The 17,705-nt window shown below is 75.9% G+C and carries 16 protein-coding genes and 1 riboswitch; of the genes, 5 read left to right on the top strand and 11 right to left on the bottom strand.

The genetic code is table 11. The features are described from left to right. The first annotated feature begins 61 nt into the window (after nt 1-61). The 3 genes from P9841_RS16030 (at nt 62) to P9841_RS16040 (ending at nt 2,977) form a co-directional block, all read left to right on the top strand. Nucleotides 62-568 carry a GNAT family N-acetyltransferase gene (locus P9841_RS16030; protein WP_283319590.1) on the top strand — a complete coding sequence of 169 codons (507 nt, stop codon included), beginning with the start codon at nt 62-64 and terminating at the stop codon, nt 566-568. A gap of 74 nt (nt 569-642) precedes the next feature. After that, a riboswitch (ZMP/ZTP riboswitch) is annotated at nt 643-731 on the top strand. Nucleotides 732-795: 64 nt separating this feature from the next. After that, nucleotides 796-2,085, top strand: coding sequence for a serine hydroxymethyltransferase (gene glyA, locus P9841_RS16035; protein ID WP_283319591.1), 1,290 nt, complete (start codon nt 796-798; stop codon nt 2,083-2,085). A gap of 13 nt (nt 2,086-2,098) precedes the next feature. Continuing rightward, entirely contained in the window at nt 2,099-2,977 is an 879-nt protein-coding gene (locus P9841_RS16040; RefSeq protein ID WP_283319592.1) for a bifunctional methylenetetrahydrofolate dehydrogenase/methenyltetrahydrofolate cyclohydrolase, read from the top strand. 346 nt (nt 2,978-3,323) lie between these two features. Here the strand turns inward: P9841_RS16040 and P9841_RS16045 are convergent, their stop codons facing one another. Genes P9841_RS16045 through P9841_RS16055 form a run of 3 tightly spaced genes read right to left on the bottom strand, consistent with a single transcriptional unit; the run spans nt 3,324 to nt 6,933 of the window. Then, entirely contained in the window at nt 3,324-4,169 is an 846-nt protein-coding gene (locus P9841_RS16045) for a cysteine hydrolase family protein (RefSeq protein ID WP_349306906.1), read from the bottom strand. Then, on the bottom strand, nt 4,166-5,716 hold the full coding sequence (locus P9841_RS16050) for a purine-cytosine permease family protein (RefSeq protein WP_283319593.1): 1,551 nt from the start codon (nt 5,714-5,716) through the stop codon (nt 4,166-4,168). Before P9841_RS16050 ends, P9841_RS16045 begins: the two co-directional genes overlap by 4 nt. A gap of 35 nt (nt 5,717-5,751) precedes the next feature. Further along, nucleotides 5,752-6,933 carry a MalY/PatB family protein gene (locus tag P9841_RS16055; protein ID WP_283319594.1) on the bottom strand — a complete coding sequence of 394 codons (1,182 nt, stop codon included), beginning with the start codon at nt 6,931-6,933 and terminating at the stop codon, nt 5,752-5,754. A gap of 176 nt (nt 6,934-7,109) precedes the next feature. Here P9841_RS16055 and P9841_RS16060 point away from each other — a divergent pair, with 176 nt between their 5' ends. Next, nucleotides 7,110-7,907 (top strand): exodeoxyribonuclease III, encoded by a 798-nt coding sequence (locus tag P9841_RS16060; RefSeq protein ID WP_283319595.1) that lies wholly within the window; start codon nt 7,110-7,112, stop codon nt 7,905-7,907. A gap of 61 nt (nt 7,908-7,968) precedes the next feature. Here P9841_RS16060 and P9841_RS16065 read toward each other — a convergent pair whose 3' ends face one another. Then, the gene (locus P9841_RS16065) at nt 7,969-9,171 is read right to left on the bottom strand and encodes a hypothetical protein (RefSeq protein WP_283319596.1); all 1,203 of its coding nucleotides are present in this window, start codon (nt 9,169-9,171) and stop codon (nt 7,969-7,971) included. Nucleotides 9,172-9,262: 91 nt separating this feature from the next. Further along, entirely contained in the window at nt 9,263-10,564 is a 1,302-nt protein-coding gene (locus P9841_RS16070) for an MFS transporter (RefSeq protein WP_283319597.1), read from the bottom strand. A 56-nt stretch (nt 10,565-10,620) separates the two neighbouring features. Between P9841_RS16070 and P9841_RS16075 the strand changes: the two genes are divergently transcribed. Continuing rightward, a complete protein-coding gene (locus P9841_RS16075; protein WP_283319598.1) occupies nt 10,621-11,187 on the top strand; it encodes an ArsR/SmtB family transcription factor in 567 nt (188 codons plus the stop codon). Between the two features lie 51 nt (nt 11,188-11,238). Here P9841_RS16075 and galK read toward each other — a convergent pair whose 3' ends face one another. The 6 genes from galK to P9841_RS16105 all read right to left on the bottom strand — a co-directional run bounded on the left by galK (nt 11,239) and on the right by P9841_RS16105 (nt 17,685). Further along, complete coding sequence (gene galK / locus P9841_RS16080) at nt 11,239-12,486, bottom strand: galactokinase (protein ID WP_283319599.1); 1,248 nt, start codon at nt 12,484-12,486, stop codon at nt 11,239-11,241. Then, entirely contained in the window at nt 12,483-13,637 is a 1,155-nt protein-coding gene (galT, locus tag P9841_RS16085; protein WP_283321985.1) for a galactose-1-phosphate uridylyltransferase, read from the bottom strand. Before galT ends, galK begins: the two co-directional genes overlap by 4 nt. A 78-nt stretch (nt 13,638-13,715) precedes the next feature. Beyond that, the gene (locus tag P9841_RS16090) at nt 13,716-14,525 is read right to left on the bottom strand and encodes a DeoR/GlpR family DNA-binding transcription regulator (protein WP_283319600.1); all 810 of its coding nucleotides are present in this window, start codon (nt 14,523-14,525) and stop codon (nt 13,716-13,718) included. A 76-nt stretch (nt 14,526-14,601) separates the two neighbouring features. Then, nucleotides 14,602-15,768, bottom strand: a complete 1,167-nt coding sequence (locus P9841_RS16095) for an Mrp/NBP35 family ATP-binding protein (RefSeq protein WP_283319601.1) — start codon at nt 15,766-15,768, stop codon at nt 14,602-14,604. A gap of 35 nt (nt 15,769-15,803) precedes the next feature. Beyond that, nucleotides 15,804-16,358: a DUF1003 domain-containing protein gene (locus P9841_RS16100; RefSeq protein ID WP_283319602.1), complete on the bottom strand. Its 555-nt coding sequence runs from the start codon at nt 16,356-16,358 to the stop codon at nt 15,804-15,806. Beyond that, a complete protein-coding gene (locus P9841_RS16105) occupies nt 16,351-17,685 on the bottom strand; it encodes a magnesium transporter MgtE N-terminal domain-containing protein (protein WP_283319603.1) in 1,335 nt (444 codons plus the stop codon). Before P9841_RS16105 ends, P9841_RS16100 begins: the two co-directional genes overlap by 8 nt. Nucleotides 17,686-17,705 lie beyond the last annotated feature (20 nt).

Raw genomic sequence — 17,705 nt, forward strand, 5'->3', positions numbered from 1 at the left:
CACCCGCGCGTCGGGACCTGTGGGTGGTCGGGGCCGCGCGCGGCCTGAGACGATGGGGTGCATGAGCGAGACCGAGGTGACCATCCGCCCCGTCGCCGACGCCGAGGCGGGCGAGCTGCTGACCCTGCGCCGCGCCGCGTTCGTCACCGAGGCGCAGCAGTACGACGACCCGCACATCCCGCCCCTCACGCAGACCCTGTCGGAGCTGCGCGCGGACCTGGCGGCCGAGGGCGTCGTCACGCTCGGCGCGTGGGCCGGGCACCGCCTGGTCGGGTCCATCCGCGTCGTCATCGAGGGCCGCAAGGCCACGCTCGGCCGGTTCGCGGTGGCCCCCGACCAGCAGGGCCACGGCATCGGGACCCGGCTGCTGCTCGCGATCCTCCCGCACCTGCCGGAGGACGTGGAGGAGATCTGGGTGTTCACCGGGCGCGACTCGGTGCAGAACCTCGCGCTGTACGAGAAGCACGGCTACACCCACGAGCACGACCAGACCGTCGGGGACCTCACGTACGCGTACCTGCGGCGCATCCTCGGGGACGACGACGCGGAGGCCCCGGCCACGGCGTGAGGCCGGGCGGTGCGCGCCCGCGTCGTCCCGAGCGGCGGACCGCCGACCCGCCGGCACGGCGTCGTTGCTAGGCTGACGCAGGTCGCGACTGGCGCACAGGTGGGGCACCACCGGGGAGCGACGCGAGCAGCACGACGTCGGGTCGGACGCCTGGGCCCCGCGGTCATCCACACACCACCGGTGTGCGGCCGACGACCGACCGCGCACGCCGACTGCCGAGGAGACGCATGAGCGCCGACACCACGCCCCTGCTCGACCAGAACCTGTCCCAGGTGGACCCGGAGATCGCGGCGGTCCTGGACGGGGAGCTCGCCCGCCAGCAGGGCACGCTCGAGATGATCGCGTCCGAGAACTTCGTGCCGCGCGCCGTCCTGCAGGCGCAGGGCTCCGTGCTCACGAACAAGTACGCCGAGGGCTACCCGGGCCGTCGCTACTACGGCGGCTGCGAGCAGGTCGACATCGCGGAGAACCTCGCGATCGCCCGCGCGAAGGACCTGTTCGGTGCCGAGCACGCCAACGTCCAGCCGCACTCCGGCGCCACCGCCAACGCGGCCGTGCTGCACGCCCTCGCCAGCGCCGGCGACCGCATCCTCGGCCTCGAGCTCGCGCACGGCGGCCACCTCACGCACGGCATGAAGATCAACTTCTCCGGCAAGCTCTACGACGTCGGCGCGTACGGCGTGAACCCGGACACCTTCCTCATCGAGCCGGAGGCGATCCGCGAGGCCGCGCTCAGGCACCGGCCGCAGGTCATCATCGGCGGCTGGTCCGCCTACCCGCGGCACCTCGACTTCGCCGCGATGCGGGAGATCGCCGACGAGGTCGGCGCGAAGCTCTGGGTCGACATGGCGCACTTCGCCGGCCTCGTCGCCGCGGGCCTGCACCCGTCGCCCGTGCCGTACGCCGACGTCGTGTCGTCCACCGTGCACAAGACGATCGGCGGCCCCCGCTCGGGCTTCATCCTGAGCCGTGAGGAGTACGCCAAGAAGATCGACTCCGCGGTGTTCCCGGGCCAGCAGGGCGGCCCGCTCATGCACGTCATCGCCGCCAAGGCCGTGTCGTTCAAGATCGCCGGCTCGGAGGACTTCCGCGACCGCCAGCAGCGCACGATCGACGGCGCCCGGATCATCGCCGACCGGCTGGTGTCGCCCGAGGTCGCCGCCGCGGGCGTCTCCGTGCTGACCGGCGGCACCGACGTGCACCTGGTGCTCGTGGACCTGCGGAACTCGTCGCTCGACGGCCAGCAGGCCGAGGACCTCCTGCACGACGTCGGTATCACCGTGAACCGCAACGCGGTGCCGTTCGACCCGCGCCCCCCGCGCGTCACGTCCGGCCTGCGGATCGGCACGCCGGCGCTCGCGACCCGCGGGTTCGGTGACGCCGAGTTCACCGAGGTCGCGGACATCATCGCGACCGCGCTGACCGCCGGTGCCGCCGCCGACGTCGAGGCGCTGCGCGCGCGCGTGGCCAAGCTGGCCGACGCGTTCCCGCTGTACCCCGGCCTCCAGCAGTACTGACCGGGACGGCGACATGACGGCGAAGACGCTCGACGGCAAGGCCACGGCCGCCGCGATCAAGGACGAGCTCAAGGCGCGGGTGGCGGTGCTCGCGGAGCGCGGCATCACGCCCGGGCTCGGCACGCTGCTGGTGGGGGAGGACCCGGGCTCGGTGTCCTACGTCGCCGGCAAGCACCGGGACTGCGCGGAGGTCGGCATCGCGTCCATCCGCGAGGACCTGCCGGCGGACGCCTCGCAGGAGGACATCGAGGCCGCCGTGCAGCGGCTCAACGAGGACCCGGCGTGCACCGGGTTCATCGTGCAGCTGCCGCTGCCGCGGGGCATCGACACCAACCGGGTGCTCGAGCTCGTCGACCCCGACAAGGACGCCGACGGCCTGCACCCGACCAACCTGGGCCGGCTGGTGCTGCGGGTCAACGAGGAGATCGACTCCCCGCTGCCCTGCACGCCGCGCGGCATCATCGAGCTGCTGACGCGGCACGGGGTGTCCCTCGCGGGGGCGGACGTCACGGTCATCGGGCGCGGCACGACGGTCGGGCGGTCCATCGGGCTGCTGCTGACCCGCCGCGCCGTGAACGCGACGGTGACGCTCACGCACACGGGCACCGCCGACCTCGGCGAGCACACCCGCAACGCCGACGTGATCGTCGCTGCCGCCGGCGTGCCGGGGATCCTCACGGCCGACCTGGTGAAGCCGGGCGCCGTGGTGGTCGACGTGGGCGTCTCCCGGGTGTCCGACCCGGAGACCGGCAGGAGCCGGATCGCCGGTGACGTCGACGCCGGCGTGGCCGAGGTGGCCGCGTGGGTGAGCCCGAACCCGGGCGGCGTCGGGCCGATGACCCGCGCGATGCTCCTCGCGAACGTCGTCGAGGCGGCCGAGCGCCAGGCCTGACGCCACCACTCGGACGCCGGCGGGCACGCACGACCAGCCCCTCGGACGCCTCCGCGAGGCTTTGCGCGGACCGCGCTCACCGAGAGTCCAGGACACGCCCGGTTTCGCGGCCGCGCGCCGGCGTGTCCTGGACTCTCGGCGCGCGCCGGCGCGTGCGGGTGCGCGTGCGCGGGCGACCAGTCCTCCCCGACACCTGCAGCGACGCTTGCGTGCACCGGGCTCACTGAGAGTGCAGGACACGCCCGGTTTCGCGGCTGCGCGTCGGCGTGTCCTGGCCTCTCGGCGTGCGCGTGCGGGTGGGTGCGGGGTGTGCGGAGGGCGAGCGGGGGGGGCCGGGGTCGCGCGGTCAGGCGGACGTCGTCGCGAGGACCGCGCGGGCCGTGGTCGCGTCGATCACGTCGGCCAGCGGGGCGTACAGCCGGATCGCGTCGAGCGCGCGGGCGTGGGACGCGTCGTCGGCGCCGGTGCACGCCTCGGCGACGACGCGCACCGCCACCCCCGCGTCCGCGGCGGCGAGCGCGGTGGACAGCACGCAGCAGTCGGTGGAGACGCCGGTCAGCAGCATCGTGTCCCCGGGGCCCACGTGGGCCGCGAGGTCGGGGCCCCACTTGCCGAACGTCGTGGCCGTCACGACCGGGGCCCGCGCCGCGAGGTCGGCGAGCTCCGGGACGACCGCGTACGCCGGGGCGTCCTCGGGCTGCAGGGCGAACGGCCAGTCCGCGTAGTAGGCCACCCACGCGCCGGTGGGGTGCTCGGGCGCGACGAACCGCGTGAACACGGTCCTGTCCGCGCCGGCCGCCTCGGCGAGCGACCGCACGACGGGCAGCGCCTCGGCGAACCGCGGCGCGGCCCAGGGGCTGCCCGGGTCGGCGAACACCGGCTGCATGTCGACCACGACCAGCACCGCCCGCCCCGGCGCCGCGCCGGACCCGCCCGTCGGGGCGGGCGCGCCCGGCGAGGTGGTGTCCTGCCCGCCCGGCGAGGTGGTGTCCTGCCCGCCCGGCGAGGTGGTGTCCTGCCCGCCGGGCGACGTGGCGCTGTGCCTGCCGGGCGACGTGGCGCTGTGCCTGCCGGGCGACGTGGCGTCGTGCCTGCCGGGCGACGTGGCGTCGTGCCCGCCGGGCGACGTGGCGTCGTGCCCGCCCGGTGACGTGGTGCCGTCCGCGGCGGCCCGCCCGAGCCCGGCCGTCACCGCGCCGCCCCCGCGCTGGAGCCCGCGTCCGCTCCCGCCCCCGACGGCGGCAGCGCCTCCTGCCGGCGCACCGCACCGCGGCGCAGCAGCAGCGTCCCGGCGAACCCGACCACCAGCGCCACGAGCACGCCGAGGTTCGCGTACGCCCACGCGCCGTCCTTGCCGCCGAGACCGACCGCGCCCAGCAGGTAGCCCTGCCAGGACAGCCACGCCGCGGACGCGTTGGTGACGAGCCCCCAGCCGAGCACGGTGCCGGCCGCGAGCAGCGTCAGCGGCGCGCCGGCGGCCCGGCCGTAGCGGCCGCGCGGGTCGTACAGGTCGAGGTCGTCGTAGTCGCGGCGGCGCAGCAGGACGTCGGCGAGCATGATCCCGGCCCAGGCGGCGACGGGGACGCCGAGCGTGATGAGGAAGCCCTGGAAGACCCCGAAGAACGTGTCCGAGCCGAACACGATGTAGACCGTGCCGAGCACCATGATGACGCCGTCGATGCCGGCCGCGACGGGCCGGGACACGGGAAGCCCGGTGGACACCAGCGCGAGGCCGGAGGAGTAGATGTCGAGCACGGCCCCGCCGACGAGGCCGAGCACCGCCACCACCGCGAACGGCACCAGGTACCAGGTCGGCAGGATCGTGGTGAGCGCGCCGATCGGGTCGGCGGAGATCGCCGTCCGCAGCTCCGGGTCGGAGCCCGCGAGCAGCAGGCCGAACACCAGCAGGACCACCGGGGCGAGCGAGGCCCCGAACGTGGTCCACCCGACGACGCCGCGGCCGGACGTGTGCCGGGGCAGGTACCGCGAGTAGTCGGCGGCCATGTTGACCCAGCCCAGCCCGAACCCGGTCATCATGAACACGAGCGCGCCGATGAACGCCTGGGCGCTCCCCGCGGGCAGGGCGGTGACCGCGGCGGTGTCGACGTGGTCCAGCACCAGCAGGACGTAGCCGACCGTGAGCACGGCGGTGACGACCGTGATGACGGTCTGCATCCGCATGATGAGGTCGAAGCCGAACACCCCGCCCGCGATGATGAGCGCCGCCACGACGACGAGGGCCATCACCTGCACGCCGCTGCCGCCGCCCCAGCCGAGCGCCTCGACGACGGTGGCCGTGGCCAGCGTCGCGAGCGCGGTGAGGATCGTCTCCCAGCCGACCGTGAGCAGCCAGGACAGCACGGCGGCGACCCGGTTGCCCTGGACGCCGAGCGCCGCCCGCGACAGCACCATGGTGGGGGCGGACCCGCGCTTGCCGGCCAGGGCGACGACGCCGCACAGCAGGAACGAGAACACGATGCCGACGACGCTCGCGACGAGCGCCTGCGTGAAGGACACGCCGAAGTCGAGCACCCAGGCGCCGTAGGACAGGCCGAGCACGGAGACGTTCGCCGCGAACCACGGCCAGAACAGCTGGCGCGGGGTCCCCTTGCGGTCCGCGTCGGCGATGATGTCGACGCCGGCCGACTCCACGGTCAGGGCGCTCCCGGCGGGGGCCGGGCCGGAGGGGACACCGGGCGCCGCGTCGTGCGCGGGACCGGCCGGGTGGGGGACGGACATCGGGCCTCCTCGGGCCTCGGGGGTGCGGTGCGGGGTCAGGCGGGCGGCGGGACGGACGCGGCGAGCAGCGCCACGGTCTCCCGCAGCACCGGGCGCGGCGTGGCGAGCGTGCTGCGGGCGAACCCGCGGCCGGCCCGCCCGCACGCGGGGCCGTCGGTCAGCGCCACGCCGCCGCGGGCGAAGTGCCGTCCGGGGTGGTCACCGATGCCGAGGCCGCGGCAGTCGAGCCAGGCCAGGTAGGTGCCCTCCGGCGGGGTGTAGCGGACGGCGGGGAGCTGCTCGGCCAGCAGGTCGGCGAGCAGCAGCCTGTTGCCGTCGAGGTACTCCAGGAGGCCGTCGAGCCACGGGCCGCCGTCGGTGTACGCGGCGGTGCTCGCCAGGACCCCGGGGGTCGACGCGCCGTGCTCGTACTCCTCGCCGACCTCCCGCCAGCGGGCGGCGTCCGCGTCGGACCCGAGCACCACCTGGGCGCACTTCAGGCCGGGGATGTTCCACGCCTTCGACGCCGACGTCGCGGTGACCGCGTGGGCCGCGGCGACCGGGTCGACCGAGGCGTACGGCACGTGCCGCCGGCCGGCGTAGACGAGCGGCGCGTGGATCTCGTCCGCGAACACCCGGGCGCCGTGCGCGTCGGCCACGCGCGCGAGGCCGAGCAGCTCCTCGCGGTCCAGCACCCGGCCGGTCGGGTTGTGCGGGTTGCAGAGCACGAGCAGGCCGCCGCCGTCGGCGAGCGCCCGCCCGATCGCGTCCAGGTCGTGCACGAGCCGGCCGCCGTCCGGCACGAGCGGGACCTCGACGACCCGCCGGCCGAGGGTCGCGGGCACGGTGAGGAACGGCATGTACGCGGGGGTCGGCAGGACGATGGTCGACCCGGGCGCGGTGAGGTGCCGGACGGTGGCCCGGAACGCCGCCATGACGTCGCCGACGGGGCGCACACGCGCGGGGTCGGGCTGCCAGCCGTACCGGTCGGCGGACCACCCGGCGTAAGCCTCCGCGAGGTCGTCGGCGAGCGCGGGCGGCAGGTAGCCGAACCGCTCGCGCTCGACGGCTTCCCGCAGCGCCTCCCGGACGGCCGGCGCGGTCCCCAGGTCGGACTCGGCGACGAACGCCCCGATGCTGTCCGGGAACAGCGACCACTTCAGGCCGCCGGCCGCGCGCAGGTCCGCCACCGTGCGGCGGTCCACGGCGGGGTCGAGGCCGGTGCGTGCGCTGTCCATCGTCCGTCCCCTCGGGTGGTTGCGGAGGTCCCGGGCCATCCCACCACCGCGCGGCCGGGCCCACCAGGGACGAGGCGCCGGACGAGACGAACGCGACACCCGCGCGACCCCGCGCGACCCCGTGCGACCCCGCGCGGCCGGCGGGCGTGTCGGTGGCATGGGGTTGGATGGTCCGCGTGCTGACGGTAGCGACTGCGAACGTGAACGGGATCCGGGCCGCCTTCAAGCGGGGGATGGGCGACTGGCTGGCCACCCGCCGGCCGGACGTGCTGCTGCTGCAGGAGGTGCGCGCGTCGGACGAGATCCTCGCCGACCACCTGGCCGCGGACGGCTGGGACCTGGCGCACGAGGCCAGCGAGACGAAGGGCCGGGCGGGCGTCGCGATCGCGTCCCGGCTCCCGATGAGCGCCGTGCGGATCGGCATCGGCACGGGCGTGCCGGCGGACTCGGGGCGCTGGGTGGAGGCCGACCTCGAGCTGCCCGGGGGCGGCCTGGTCACCGTCGTGTCCGCCTACGTCCACTCCGGCCAGGCCGGGACGCCGAAGATGGACGAGAAGTTCGCCTTCCTCGACGTCATGACCAAGCGCCTCGCGGAGCTCGCGGGCGGGGAGCACGACGCGGTCGTCGCCGGGGACCTCAACATCGCCCACCGCGAGGTGGACATCAAGAACTGGCGCGGCAACCGCAAGGCCGCCGGGTTCCTCCCGGAGGAGCGGGCGTACCTCGACGTGTGGTTCGACGAGCAGGGCTGGCGGGACCTGGGCCGGGAGCACGGCGGTGAGGGCCCGGGGCCGTACACGTGGTGGTCGTGGCGCGGGCAGGCGTTCGACAACGACTCCGGCTGGCGGATCGACTACCAGCTCGCGACGCCGGGGCTGGCGGACCGCGTGCGGTCGGTGGAGATCGACCGCGCCGCGACGTACGACGCACGGTTCAGCGACCACGCGCCGGTGGTCGTCGCCTACGACCTCTGAGCGGCCCGCGGGGACGGCCCGTCCCGGCGGCGGGCGCACCGCGCGACCGGCCGGCCCGGGCTCAGCCCGCCTGCTCGGGCGTCCAGGTCGCCGACGCCGAGCCGGGGACGCCCCCGCGCATCTCGGTGATCGTCCCGGACGCGTCGGCCGTGAGGAAGGCGTCGTAGTAGTCGTCGCCGACGGTCACGACGAGCTCGAGCGGCGCGCCCTCGTCGGTGGTCGACCGCCGGACGCTGACCGTCGGGCCGTCCTCGTCGTCGATGCCGGTGAGCTCCGCGGCCCGGCCGGTCAGGGACTCGACCACCGACCAGTCGACCTGCGTGACGTCGAACAGCTCGTCGGGGAGCTCCGCGGGGTCCGGCTGGATGGTCGCGGCACCGTCGCGCGAGGCGCGGCCGTCGCGCCACACGAACCGGTCGGTCGTCTGCGCCCCGGGGGACGTGAGCGCCTCGGCCACCACGTACGTCTGGAACAGGACGAGGTCGGTGAACTGCGCGCCGTCGGCCTCCGCGAGCAGGTCGTCGACGACCTGCTGCGTGCGGTCCGCCGGGAAGATGCTCGCGGCCTCGGCCCGCTCCCGCTCCCGCTGCGCGACGGCGTCGCTGAGCGAGGAGCCGTCCAGGAGCGCGGTCACGACGGAGCGCTCGGGCCACGCGCGACCGACGAAGCCGGCGAGGAACGCGAGCACGAGCAGCACGGCGGGGATGCGCAGCAGGCCCCGGCCGTCGCGGCCGCGGGCCGGCGCGGCCTCCCACACCGGCGCCTCGGGCAGCCGGGCGACGGTGGTGTCCCGTTCCGCGGCCTCCTGCCACTCGGCGGGGGCGGGGTCGAGCAGGACGACGTCCGGCCGGTCGGCGTGCAGCTGGGCGACCACGACCACCGCCCCGCTCTGCAGCGACGGCAGCGTGCCGAGGTTCACCAGCGCGCGGGTCGTCGTGGTGTAGGCGGGGCGGGTGCGGGAGGCGACGACCAGGCGGATGTCGCACAGCGGCTGGTCGTTGACGGTGGTGCCGGTGGCCCGGGTGCTGAGCACCCGGGCGAGGGAGATGCGGTTCTCCCGCCCGGCGGCCTCGACGTCGGCCGGGCGCGCGGCGTGGACCCCGGCCATCGACGTCCCGATGCCCACGACCGCCAGCAGGAGCGCGCTGACGACGGCCGCCACGGGCAGCAGCCACGGCATCCCCCCGTCCCCCACGCCGATCGCCATCAGGACGACGGAGGAGGCGAGGACACCGGACGCGGCAGCGAGGATCAGGCGGAGCACGCCCGACATGGTGCACCGGCCCGTGGAGGGCGGCAAGCCGTCCGGCGTGTCGCTGACGTGCAGGAACGTGGTCTCGGGCCCTCGCGGCGGGTCAGTCCGGTGCCGGCGCGCCGGGCAGCTCGCGCATCCGCAGCAGGGGCGACAGCAGGACCGGGAGGGCGGCGACGAGGGTGCCGGCGGCCCCCACCCAGAGCGCGGGCACGACGCCCCACGTGTGCCCGAGCCAGCCTCCCAGCAGGCCGCCGAGCGGGCTCGTGCCCCAGACGATGAAGCGCACGGACGCGTTCATGCGCCCGAGCAGCAGCGGCGGGCAGACGCGCTGCCGGAAGCTCACCTGCGCGACGTTGTAGACGACCACCGCGAACGACAGCAGCCCGCCGGCGGCGACGAGCACCGCCTGGGGCGGCAGGGGCAGTGCGGCGGCGAGCGGGGCGAGCGCGGTCGCGGGGGCGAACGCCAGGGCGGCGAGCGGGATGACCCGGCCCTCGCCGACCCACCGGACCAGGCGGTCGGAGGCCACGGCGCCGAGCAGGCCGCCCACGGCGGACGCGGACAGCACGGTGCCGTACGCGGCCTCGTCGAGCCCGAGGTCGCGCAGGGCGTACAGCACGAGCAGCGACCCGGAGACCGCGCCGAACAGGTTGCCCAGCGCGGTGCACGCGACGATGCGGCGCAGCAGCGGCTGCCGCAGGACGAAGCCCAGCCCCTCGGCGATCTCCGCCCGCAGGGGCCGGCGGTGCTCCGGGGAGGGGAGCGTCTCGACCTGCCGGATGCGCCCCACGGCGAACGCCGAGACCAGGTACGTCACGGCGTTGACGGCGATCAGCAGCGGTGCGGCGACGACCCGCAGCAGGGCGCCGCCGACCGCCGGGGCGGCGACCTGCGCCACCGACTGGGTGGCCTGGAGCTTGGCGTTGCCCTCGCCGACGTGCGCCAGACCGACCAGTCCCGGGACGTACGACTGGTGCGCGACGTCGAAGAACACGGTGGCGGCGCTGATGACGAGCGCGCCCGCGTACAGGGTCGCCATCGAGGCGTGCCCGGTGAGCGCCAGCGCGACGACGACCGCGAGCGTGGCGGCCCGCACCAGGTCCGCGACGATCAGCACGCGCCGCTTGCGCATCCGGTCGACCCAGGCGCCCGTCGGGAGGCCGATGACGAGGAACGCGGCGGTCTCCGCCGCGGTGAGCAGCCCCATCTGCCACTCGCTGGCGCCGAGCTCGCGCACGGCGAGGACGGGCAGCGCGAGGGCCGTCAGCTGCGCCCCGAGCTGGCCGAGGGCGTCGCCCACCCAGAGCCGGCGGAAGTCCGCGTGCCGCACGAGCGACCGGTGGGGCGGGGCCTCGACGGCGGGCGCGGGGCCGGGGGCGCCGGCGGGTCCGGGGGAGGTCATGCCGCCAGCATGGCGCCACTGATTGGGATAAGTCAATCAGTGGGTAGGATCGAGCCATGCCCGACGACCGCACGGCCGAGCTCGACGCCGACGCGCGCGCGCTCGCCTCCACGGTGCGCCTGCGCATCCTGCGCCTGTGCCTCGACGAGTCGCTCACCAACCGGGAGATCGCGGAGCGTCTGGGGCGCAACCCCGCGACCGTGCTGCACCACGTCCGGACCCTCGTCGACCGCGGCTTCCTCGCCGCCGAGCCCGTCCGCCGCGGCGCCCGCGGGTCGCGGGAGGTGCCCTACCGGGCGACCGGCCGGTCGTGGCACGCCCCGGAGTTCCCCGGCATGTGGCAGGTCATGGTCAGCACGTTCCTGGAGGAGCTGCACGAGGCCGACCCCGCGACCGTCCGGATGACGCGGCTCGGGGTGCGGCTCAGCGCCGAGGAGCACGCGGAGCTGCTGGAGCGCGTCGACGGGTTCCTCGAGGAGCTGGCCGCCCGGCGTCCGACGCCCGGCGGGCGGCCCTACTCGCTGCTGTTCGCGCTGCACGAGGACGCCGCACGGGCGGCGGGCCGGGCGACGCAGGAGCCGCCGGCGGCAGGGACGGCGGCCTCCGCCGCGGCCGGGGGCTGAGCGGCCGGGGGCTGAGCGGGCGGGGGCTGAGCGGGCGGGGGGAGCGGCGCGTCAGGCGGCCGGGCCGCTCGCCGTCGCGACGAGGAACGCGGGAGCGTGCAGCCCGGCGTCCGCGAACGCGCCCGCCACCGCCGCCGCCACGTCGTCCACCGCGTCGGCGGTCACGAGCGCGATCGCCGACCCGCCGAACCCGCCGCCGGTCATGCGGGCCCCGAGGGCCCCCGCGTCGCGGGCGGACTCCACGGCGAGGTCGAGCTCCCGGCACGACACCTCGTAGTCGTCGCGCAGCGAGGTGTGCGACGCGTCCATGACCGGGCCGACCTCGGCGACGCGGCCGGCGTCGAGCAGGGACACGAACTCCTCGACCCGCGCGATCTCCGTGACCACGTGCCGCACCCGGCGCACCAGCACCTCGGCGTCGTCCGAGCCCTCGCCGACGGGGCCGGTGCCGTGCGCGAGCGTCGCCAGCGCGTCCCCGAGCCCGTCCGGGGTGATCTCGCGCAGCGTCGGGACGCCGAGCACGGCGGCCGCCTGCTCGCACGCGGCGCGGCGGGCGGCGTACTGCCCGTCGACCAGGGCGTGCTCCGCCTTGGTGTCGATGACGAGCAGCGCGAGGCCGTGCGCGGCGAGGTCGAACGGCACGTGCCGGACGGCGCCGTCCCGGCAGTCGAGCAGCAGCGCGTGCCCGTCGCGCGCCCGCAGCGACACGGACTGGTCCATGCCGCCGGTCATCGCGCCGGCGATCTCGTTCTCGGCGCGGATGCACGCCCGGGCGAGCGCGGTCCGCCCGGCGTCGTCCGGCCGCGCGAGCGACCCCGCGAGGCCGAGCGCGAAGACGGCGTCGAGCGCGACCGCGGCCGAGCACTCCAGGGCGGCGGACGACGACAGCCCGGCGCCGTACGGCACGCAGGAGTCCACGGCGATGTCGAACCCACCGACGTCCTCGCCGGCCTGGCGCAGCGCCCACGCGACCCCGGCCACGTAGGCGGGCCATCCGTCGACGGTGCCGGGGGCCACGTCGTCCAGCGTGACCTCGCGGACGTCGGCCGACTCCTGCGCGGACACCAGCCGCACCGTGCCGGCGTCCGTGCGGCGCACCGCCACGTAGGTGCGGTGGGGGAGCGCGAACGGCAGGCACAGGCCGCCGTTGTAGTCCGTGTGCTCGCCGATGAGGTTCACGCGGCCGGGCGCCGACCACGTCCCGTCCGGCTCGTCGCCGAACGCCTCGGTGAACAGCGCCCGCACCCGCTCGGCGCCGTCCGCGGGCTCCCAGGCGGGCACCTGCACCGGGGCGGTCACCGGGCCACCTCCTGCAGGCGGGCGGCGATCCGCTCGGGCGTCGTGTCGCTGATCCAGGCGGCCATGGCCGACTCCACTCCTGCGAGGTACTTGAGCTTGCCCGGCGCGCGCAGCACCGAGAACACCTGCAGGTGCAGGCGGGACAGGTCGCGGCCCTCGCGCACGGGGGCCTGGTGCCAGCCGGAGATGTACGGCAGCGCGATCGGGCTCCCGTCGTCCGGGTCGACGAAGAACAGGTCGAGCCGCCGCAGCAGCTCCAGGTAGGTCACCGCCAGGTCGTCGCGCTCGGCGTCCGTGAGGGCCGGCAGGTCGGGCACGTCCCGGCGCGGGGCCAGGTGCACCTCGACGGGCCACCGCGCCGCGAACGGCACGTACGCCACCCAGTGCTCGGACTCCAGCACGACGCGGGTGCCGTGCCGCAGCTCCGCGTCCAGCACGTCGCGGCCGAGCAGGCCGCCGGTGCGCTCGGCGTGCACGCGCGCCTGCTCGAGCATCGCCCGGGTGCGCGGGGTGAGGTACGGGAAGGCGTAGATCTGCCCGTGCGGGTGGTGCAGCGTGACGCCGATCTCCTTGCCGCGGTTCTCGAACGCGAACACCTGCTCGATGCCGGGCAGTGCGCCGAGCGCGCGGGTGCGGTCCGCCCACGCCTCGACGACGGTGCGCATCCGCCGCGGCGACACCGTGCGCAGCGACGCCGTGGGGTCCGAGGAGAAGCAGATGACCTCGCAGCGACCGGCGGCGGGGCGGGTGGGCCACAGCTCCTCGCCGTCCGCCCGGGTCACGACGTCCGGGACGCCGGGGACCGCCATCAGCGACGGGAACCGGTTCTCGAAGACGACCACGTCGTAGTCCGTGTCCGGCACCTCGCCGTCCTGGTACGCCGCGCCGGGCCGCGCCGGGGCCAGCGGGTTCGCGTCGGCCGGCGGCAGGAACGTCCGGTTCATGCGGTGGGCCGCCATCGGGATCCAGTCCCCGGTGAGGGGGTCGCGGCGCAGCTCCGGGCCGGTCACCGGCCGCGCCACCCCGTCGGGGCCGACGACGGGCGCGAACCGGTCCGGCAGGGGCCGCGGGTCGTCGAGCCGGCGCGTGGCCGCCCCGGAGACGTACGGCTCCGAGTCGTCGAAGTAGAGCAGCTCCCGCCCGTCCGCCATCGACGTGCGGGTGCGGCGGACGCCCGGCGTCAGCAGGTCGGTGTCCACGGTCGGCGCGGGGTCGGTCACGGTCACGCGTCAAATCTCCTTCGACGGGGCGGGGGTCGCCGCGAGCAGGGTGCAGCCGGTGTCCGCGAGGACGGCGCGGGCGGGGCCCGGCAGGGCGTCGTCGCTGACGAGCACGTCCACCTCGGTGAGCGGGGCGATCCGCGCGAGCCCGACGACGCCCCACTTGGTGTGGTCGGCGAGCACGGTGACGGCGGCGGCGCACCGCAGCAGCGCTCGGTCGGTGGCGGCCTCGGCGAGGTTCGGCGTCATGAGCCCGGACTCGTCGAGGCCGTGCACGCCGAGGAACAGGCGGTCGACCCGCAGGGTCGACAGCGCCGCGTCGGCGACGGGGCCGACGAGCGCGTCCGACGGGGTGCGGCTGCCGCCGGTGAGGATCACGTCGAGCGGCCCGGCGCCCGGGGCGGCCCGGTGGAGCGTCTGCGCGACGGGCAGGGAGTTCGTCACGACCGTCAGGGGCCGCAGGGCGGCGTCGGCGGCGAGGCGCTCCGCCAGCAGGTGCGTGGTGGTCCCCGCCGAGAGCGCGACGGCCTGGCCGGGCTCGACCGTCCGGGCGGCGAGCCGGGCGATCGCCTCCTTCTCGGCGGTGGCCCAGCCGGACTTCGCCTCGAAGCCCGGCTCGTCGGTGGGGCGGCCGGCGCCGTCCGGGGCGACGGCGCCGCCGTGCACCCGGCGGACCAGGCCGGCGCGGTCGAGCTCGGTGATGTCGCGGCGGACCGTCATCTCGGAGACGTCGAGGCTCTCCACGAGGTCCGCCACACGGACGGCGCCGTGGGCGCGCACCTCCGCGACGATGCGGTCCTGGCGTTGGCTGGCGAGCACGGCGACAGTATCCACCAGATCCGCACACGAACCAACAGCCCCGCGCACGTGCGCGGGTCCGGCGGGCGCGTCGGTGCTACCGCCCGACCGGGGTCAGCCCGAGCGAGCGCCCCGCGAGCCCCCGGGAGCGCGCCGTGAGCGAGCGCGCGACGCCCCGCAGCGCCACGGCGGCGGGGGAGTCCGGGGCCGTCAGCACGACGGGCGTGCCGCCGTCGCCGGCCTCGCGCAGCCGCACGTCGAGCGGGACCTGACCCAGCACCGGCACGGTCCCACCCGTGGAGCGCGACAGCCCCTCGGCGACGCGCGCGCCGCCGCCGGCGCCGAACAGCTCCAGCCGCGACCCGTCCGGCTGCTCCAGCCACGCCATGTTCTCCACGACGCCGACCACGCCCTGGCGGGTCTGGGTCGCGATGGAGCCGGCCCGCTCCGCCACCTCGGCCGCGGCGGGCTGCGGCGTGGTGACCACGACGAGCTCCGAGCCCGGCAGGAGCTGCGCCACGGAGATCGCGATGTCGCCGGTCCCGGGCGGCAGGTCCAGCAGCAGCACGTCCAGGTCGCCCCAGAACACGTCCGCCAGGAACTGCTGCAGCGCGCGGTGCAGCATCGGCCCCCGCCACACCACCGGCTGGCCCGGGGGGACGAACATGCCGATGGAGATCACCTTGACGTCGTGGGCGATCGGCGGCAGCAGCATCTCGTCCACCCGGGTCGGCGGCTGGGTGACGCCCAGCATCCGGGGGATCGAGAACCCGTAGATGTCGGCGTCCACGACCCCGACCCGCAGCCCGTCGGCGGCCATCGCGACCGCGAGGTTCGCCGTGACCGAGGACTTGCCGACCCCGCCCTTGCCGGAGGCCACCGCGAACACCTTCGTCAGCGAGGTCGGCTTGCTGAACGGGATCACCGGCTCCGGCCCGCCGCGCAGCCGCTCGGTGAGGGCGGCGCGCTGCTCGGGGCTCATGACGCCGAGCGCCATGCGGACGTCCGCGACGCCCTCGACCGCCAGCACGGCGGACGTGACGTCCTTCGTGATCGTGTCCTTCAGCGGGCAGCCGGCCGTGGTCAGGTCGATCCCCACGGTGACGCGGGTGCCGCCCGGGGCGGCCGTGTCGACGTCGACCGAGCGCACCATCCCGAGCTCGGTGACGGGGCGGCGGATCTCGGGGTCGACCACCCGCGTCAGCGCCTCGCGCACGGCGGCGGCGACGGCCTCGGGGTCTCGGGTGTCCAGGACGGGTGGCATGCCGTCCATCGTAGGTGCGGCGGGCGGGCGCGCCGTCAGGGCGTCGGGCCGGCGGCGGGCCGGGCGTCCGCCGCCGCGCCCTCCCGGGAGGCCGGCGGGTCGTCCTCGTCCGGGGCCGCCGCGCGGTCCTCGGTCAGGTCCTCCAGCAGGTTGCGCAGCTCCGAGCGGACGAAGTCGCGGGTCGCGACCTCGGACAGCGCGATGCGCAGCGCGGCCATCTCCCGGGCGAGGAACTCGGTGTCCGCGAGGTTCCGCTCGGCGCGCTGCCGGTCCTGCTCGGCCTGCACGCGGTCGCGGTCGGTCTGGCGGTTCTGCGCGAGCAGGATGAGCGGCGCGGAGTACGACGCCTGGAGCGACAGCATGAGCGTCAGGGCGGTGAACCCGTTGCGCGCCGAGTCGAACCGCAGGTCCTCGGGGCCCCACGAGTTCCACACCAGCCACGCGACGCAGAACAGGCTCAGCCACAGCAGGAACCGCGGGGTGCCCATGAACCGGGCGATGCCCTCGGAGACCTTGCCGAAGGCGTCCTCCTGCAGGCGGGGCAGGAGCTGGCGGCGGGAGGCCTTGGGCGTGTCGAGGCGCTCAGGCATGACGGCCTCCCTTCCGTGCCGGGCTCGGACTCGGGCCCCCGGGGACGACGACGGGCACCGCACCGGACGGTGGCTGCACCTCCTCGTCGGTCTCGCGCCAGTCCTCGGGCAGCAGGTGGTCGAGCACGTCGTCGACGCTCACCGCGCCGAGCAGCCGGCGGTCGGCGTCGACCACGGGGATCGCCAGCAGGTCGTAGGTGGCCAGCCGGCGCGTGACGGCCAGCAGCGGGGCGTCGGCGCCGACGGGCTCGATGTCGGTGTCGACCGCCGTGCCGATCGCCTCGTGCGGGGGCTCGCGCAGCAGCCGCTGCAGGTGCACGACGCCGATGAACCGGCCGGTGGGGGTCTCCAGCGGCGGGCGCACGACGAAGACCATCGACGCCAGGGCGGGCGTGAGGTCGCGCCGCCGCACGTGCGCCAGGGCCGAGGCGATCGGGGTCTCCGGCCCGAGGATCACCGGCTCGGTGGTCATGAGGCCGCCCGCGGTGTTGTCCTCGTACGCGAGCAGGCGCCGGACGTCGCGCGCCTCCTCGGGCTCCATGAGCTCCAGCAGCTCGGCCGCCTGGTCGTCCGGCAGCTCGCCGAGCAGGTCGGCGGCGTCGTCGGGCTGCATCGCCTCGAGGACGTCCGCGGCGCGGGCGCGCTCCAGGCCCGAGAGGATCGCGACCTGGTCGTCCTCGGGCAGCTCCTCGAGCACGTCGGCCAGGCGCTCGTTGTCCATGGCCGCCGCGACCTCGAGCCGCCGGCGCGTGCCGAGGTCGTGCAGCACGTCCGCCAGGTCGGCGGGCTTGAGCTCGTCGTACTGGGCGAGCAGCAGCGCGGCGCCCTGCTGGTCGCTGGTGCGGGCCAGCCCGGTGATCTCCTCGATGTCGAGCAGCTCCGGCTCGCCGCGGCGGCGCAGCAGCCCGGCGCGGCCCGCGCGGTGGCGGCGCACGAACACCTTCGTGACCACCCAGTCGCCGTTGCGCTGCCGCTCGATGGCGAGGTCCTCGACGGTGGCCGCCCCGGAGCCGTCGGCCAGCTGCACCGTGCGGTCGAACAGCTCGCCGACGACGAGGGTCTCGAACGGCCGCTGCTCGAACCGGCGCATGTTGACCAGGCCGGTCGAGATGACCTGGCCGGCGTCGACCGCGGTCACCCGGGTCAGGGGCACGAACACCCGCCGACGGCCCGGGACCTCCACCACCAGGCCGACCGCGCGCGGCGCGCCCTTGGGCCGGAGCAGCACGACGACGTCGCGCACACGCCCGACCTGGTCGCCGATGGGGTCGAAGACGGAGGTCCCGGCGAGCCGCGCGACGAACACCCGGGTCGCGGATCCGCTCACGGGCTCAGAGTAGACGCCGG

It is taken from the genome of Cellulomonas sp. ES6 (genome assembly GCF_030053835.1).
Lineage (GTDB): Bacteria > Actinomycetota > Actinomycetes > Actinomycetales > Cellulomonadaceae > Cellulomonas.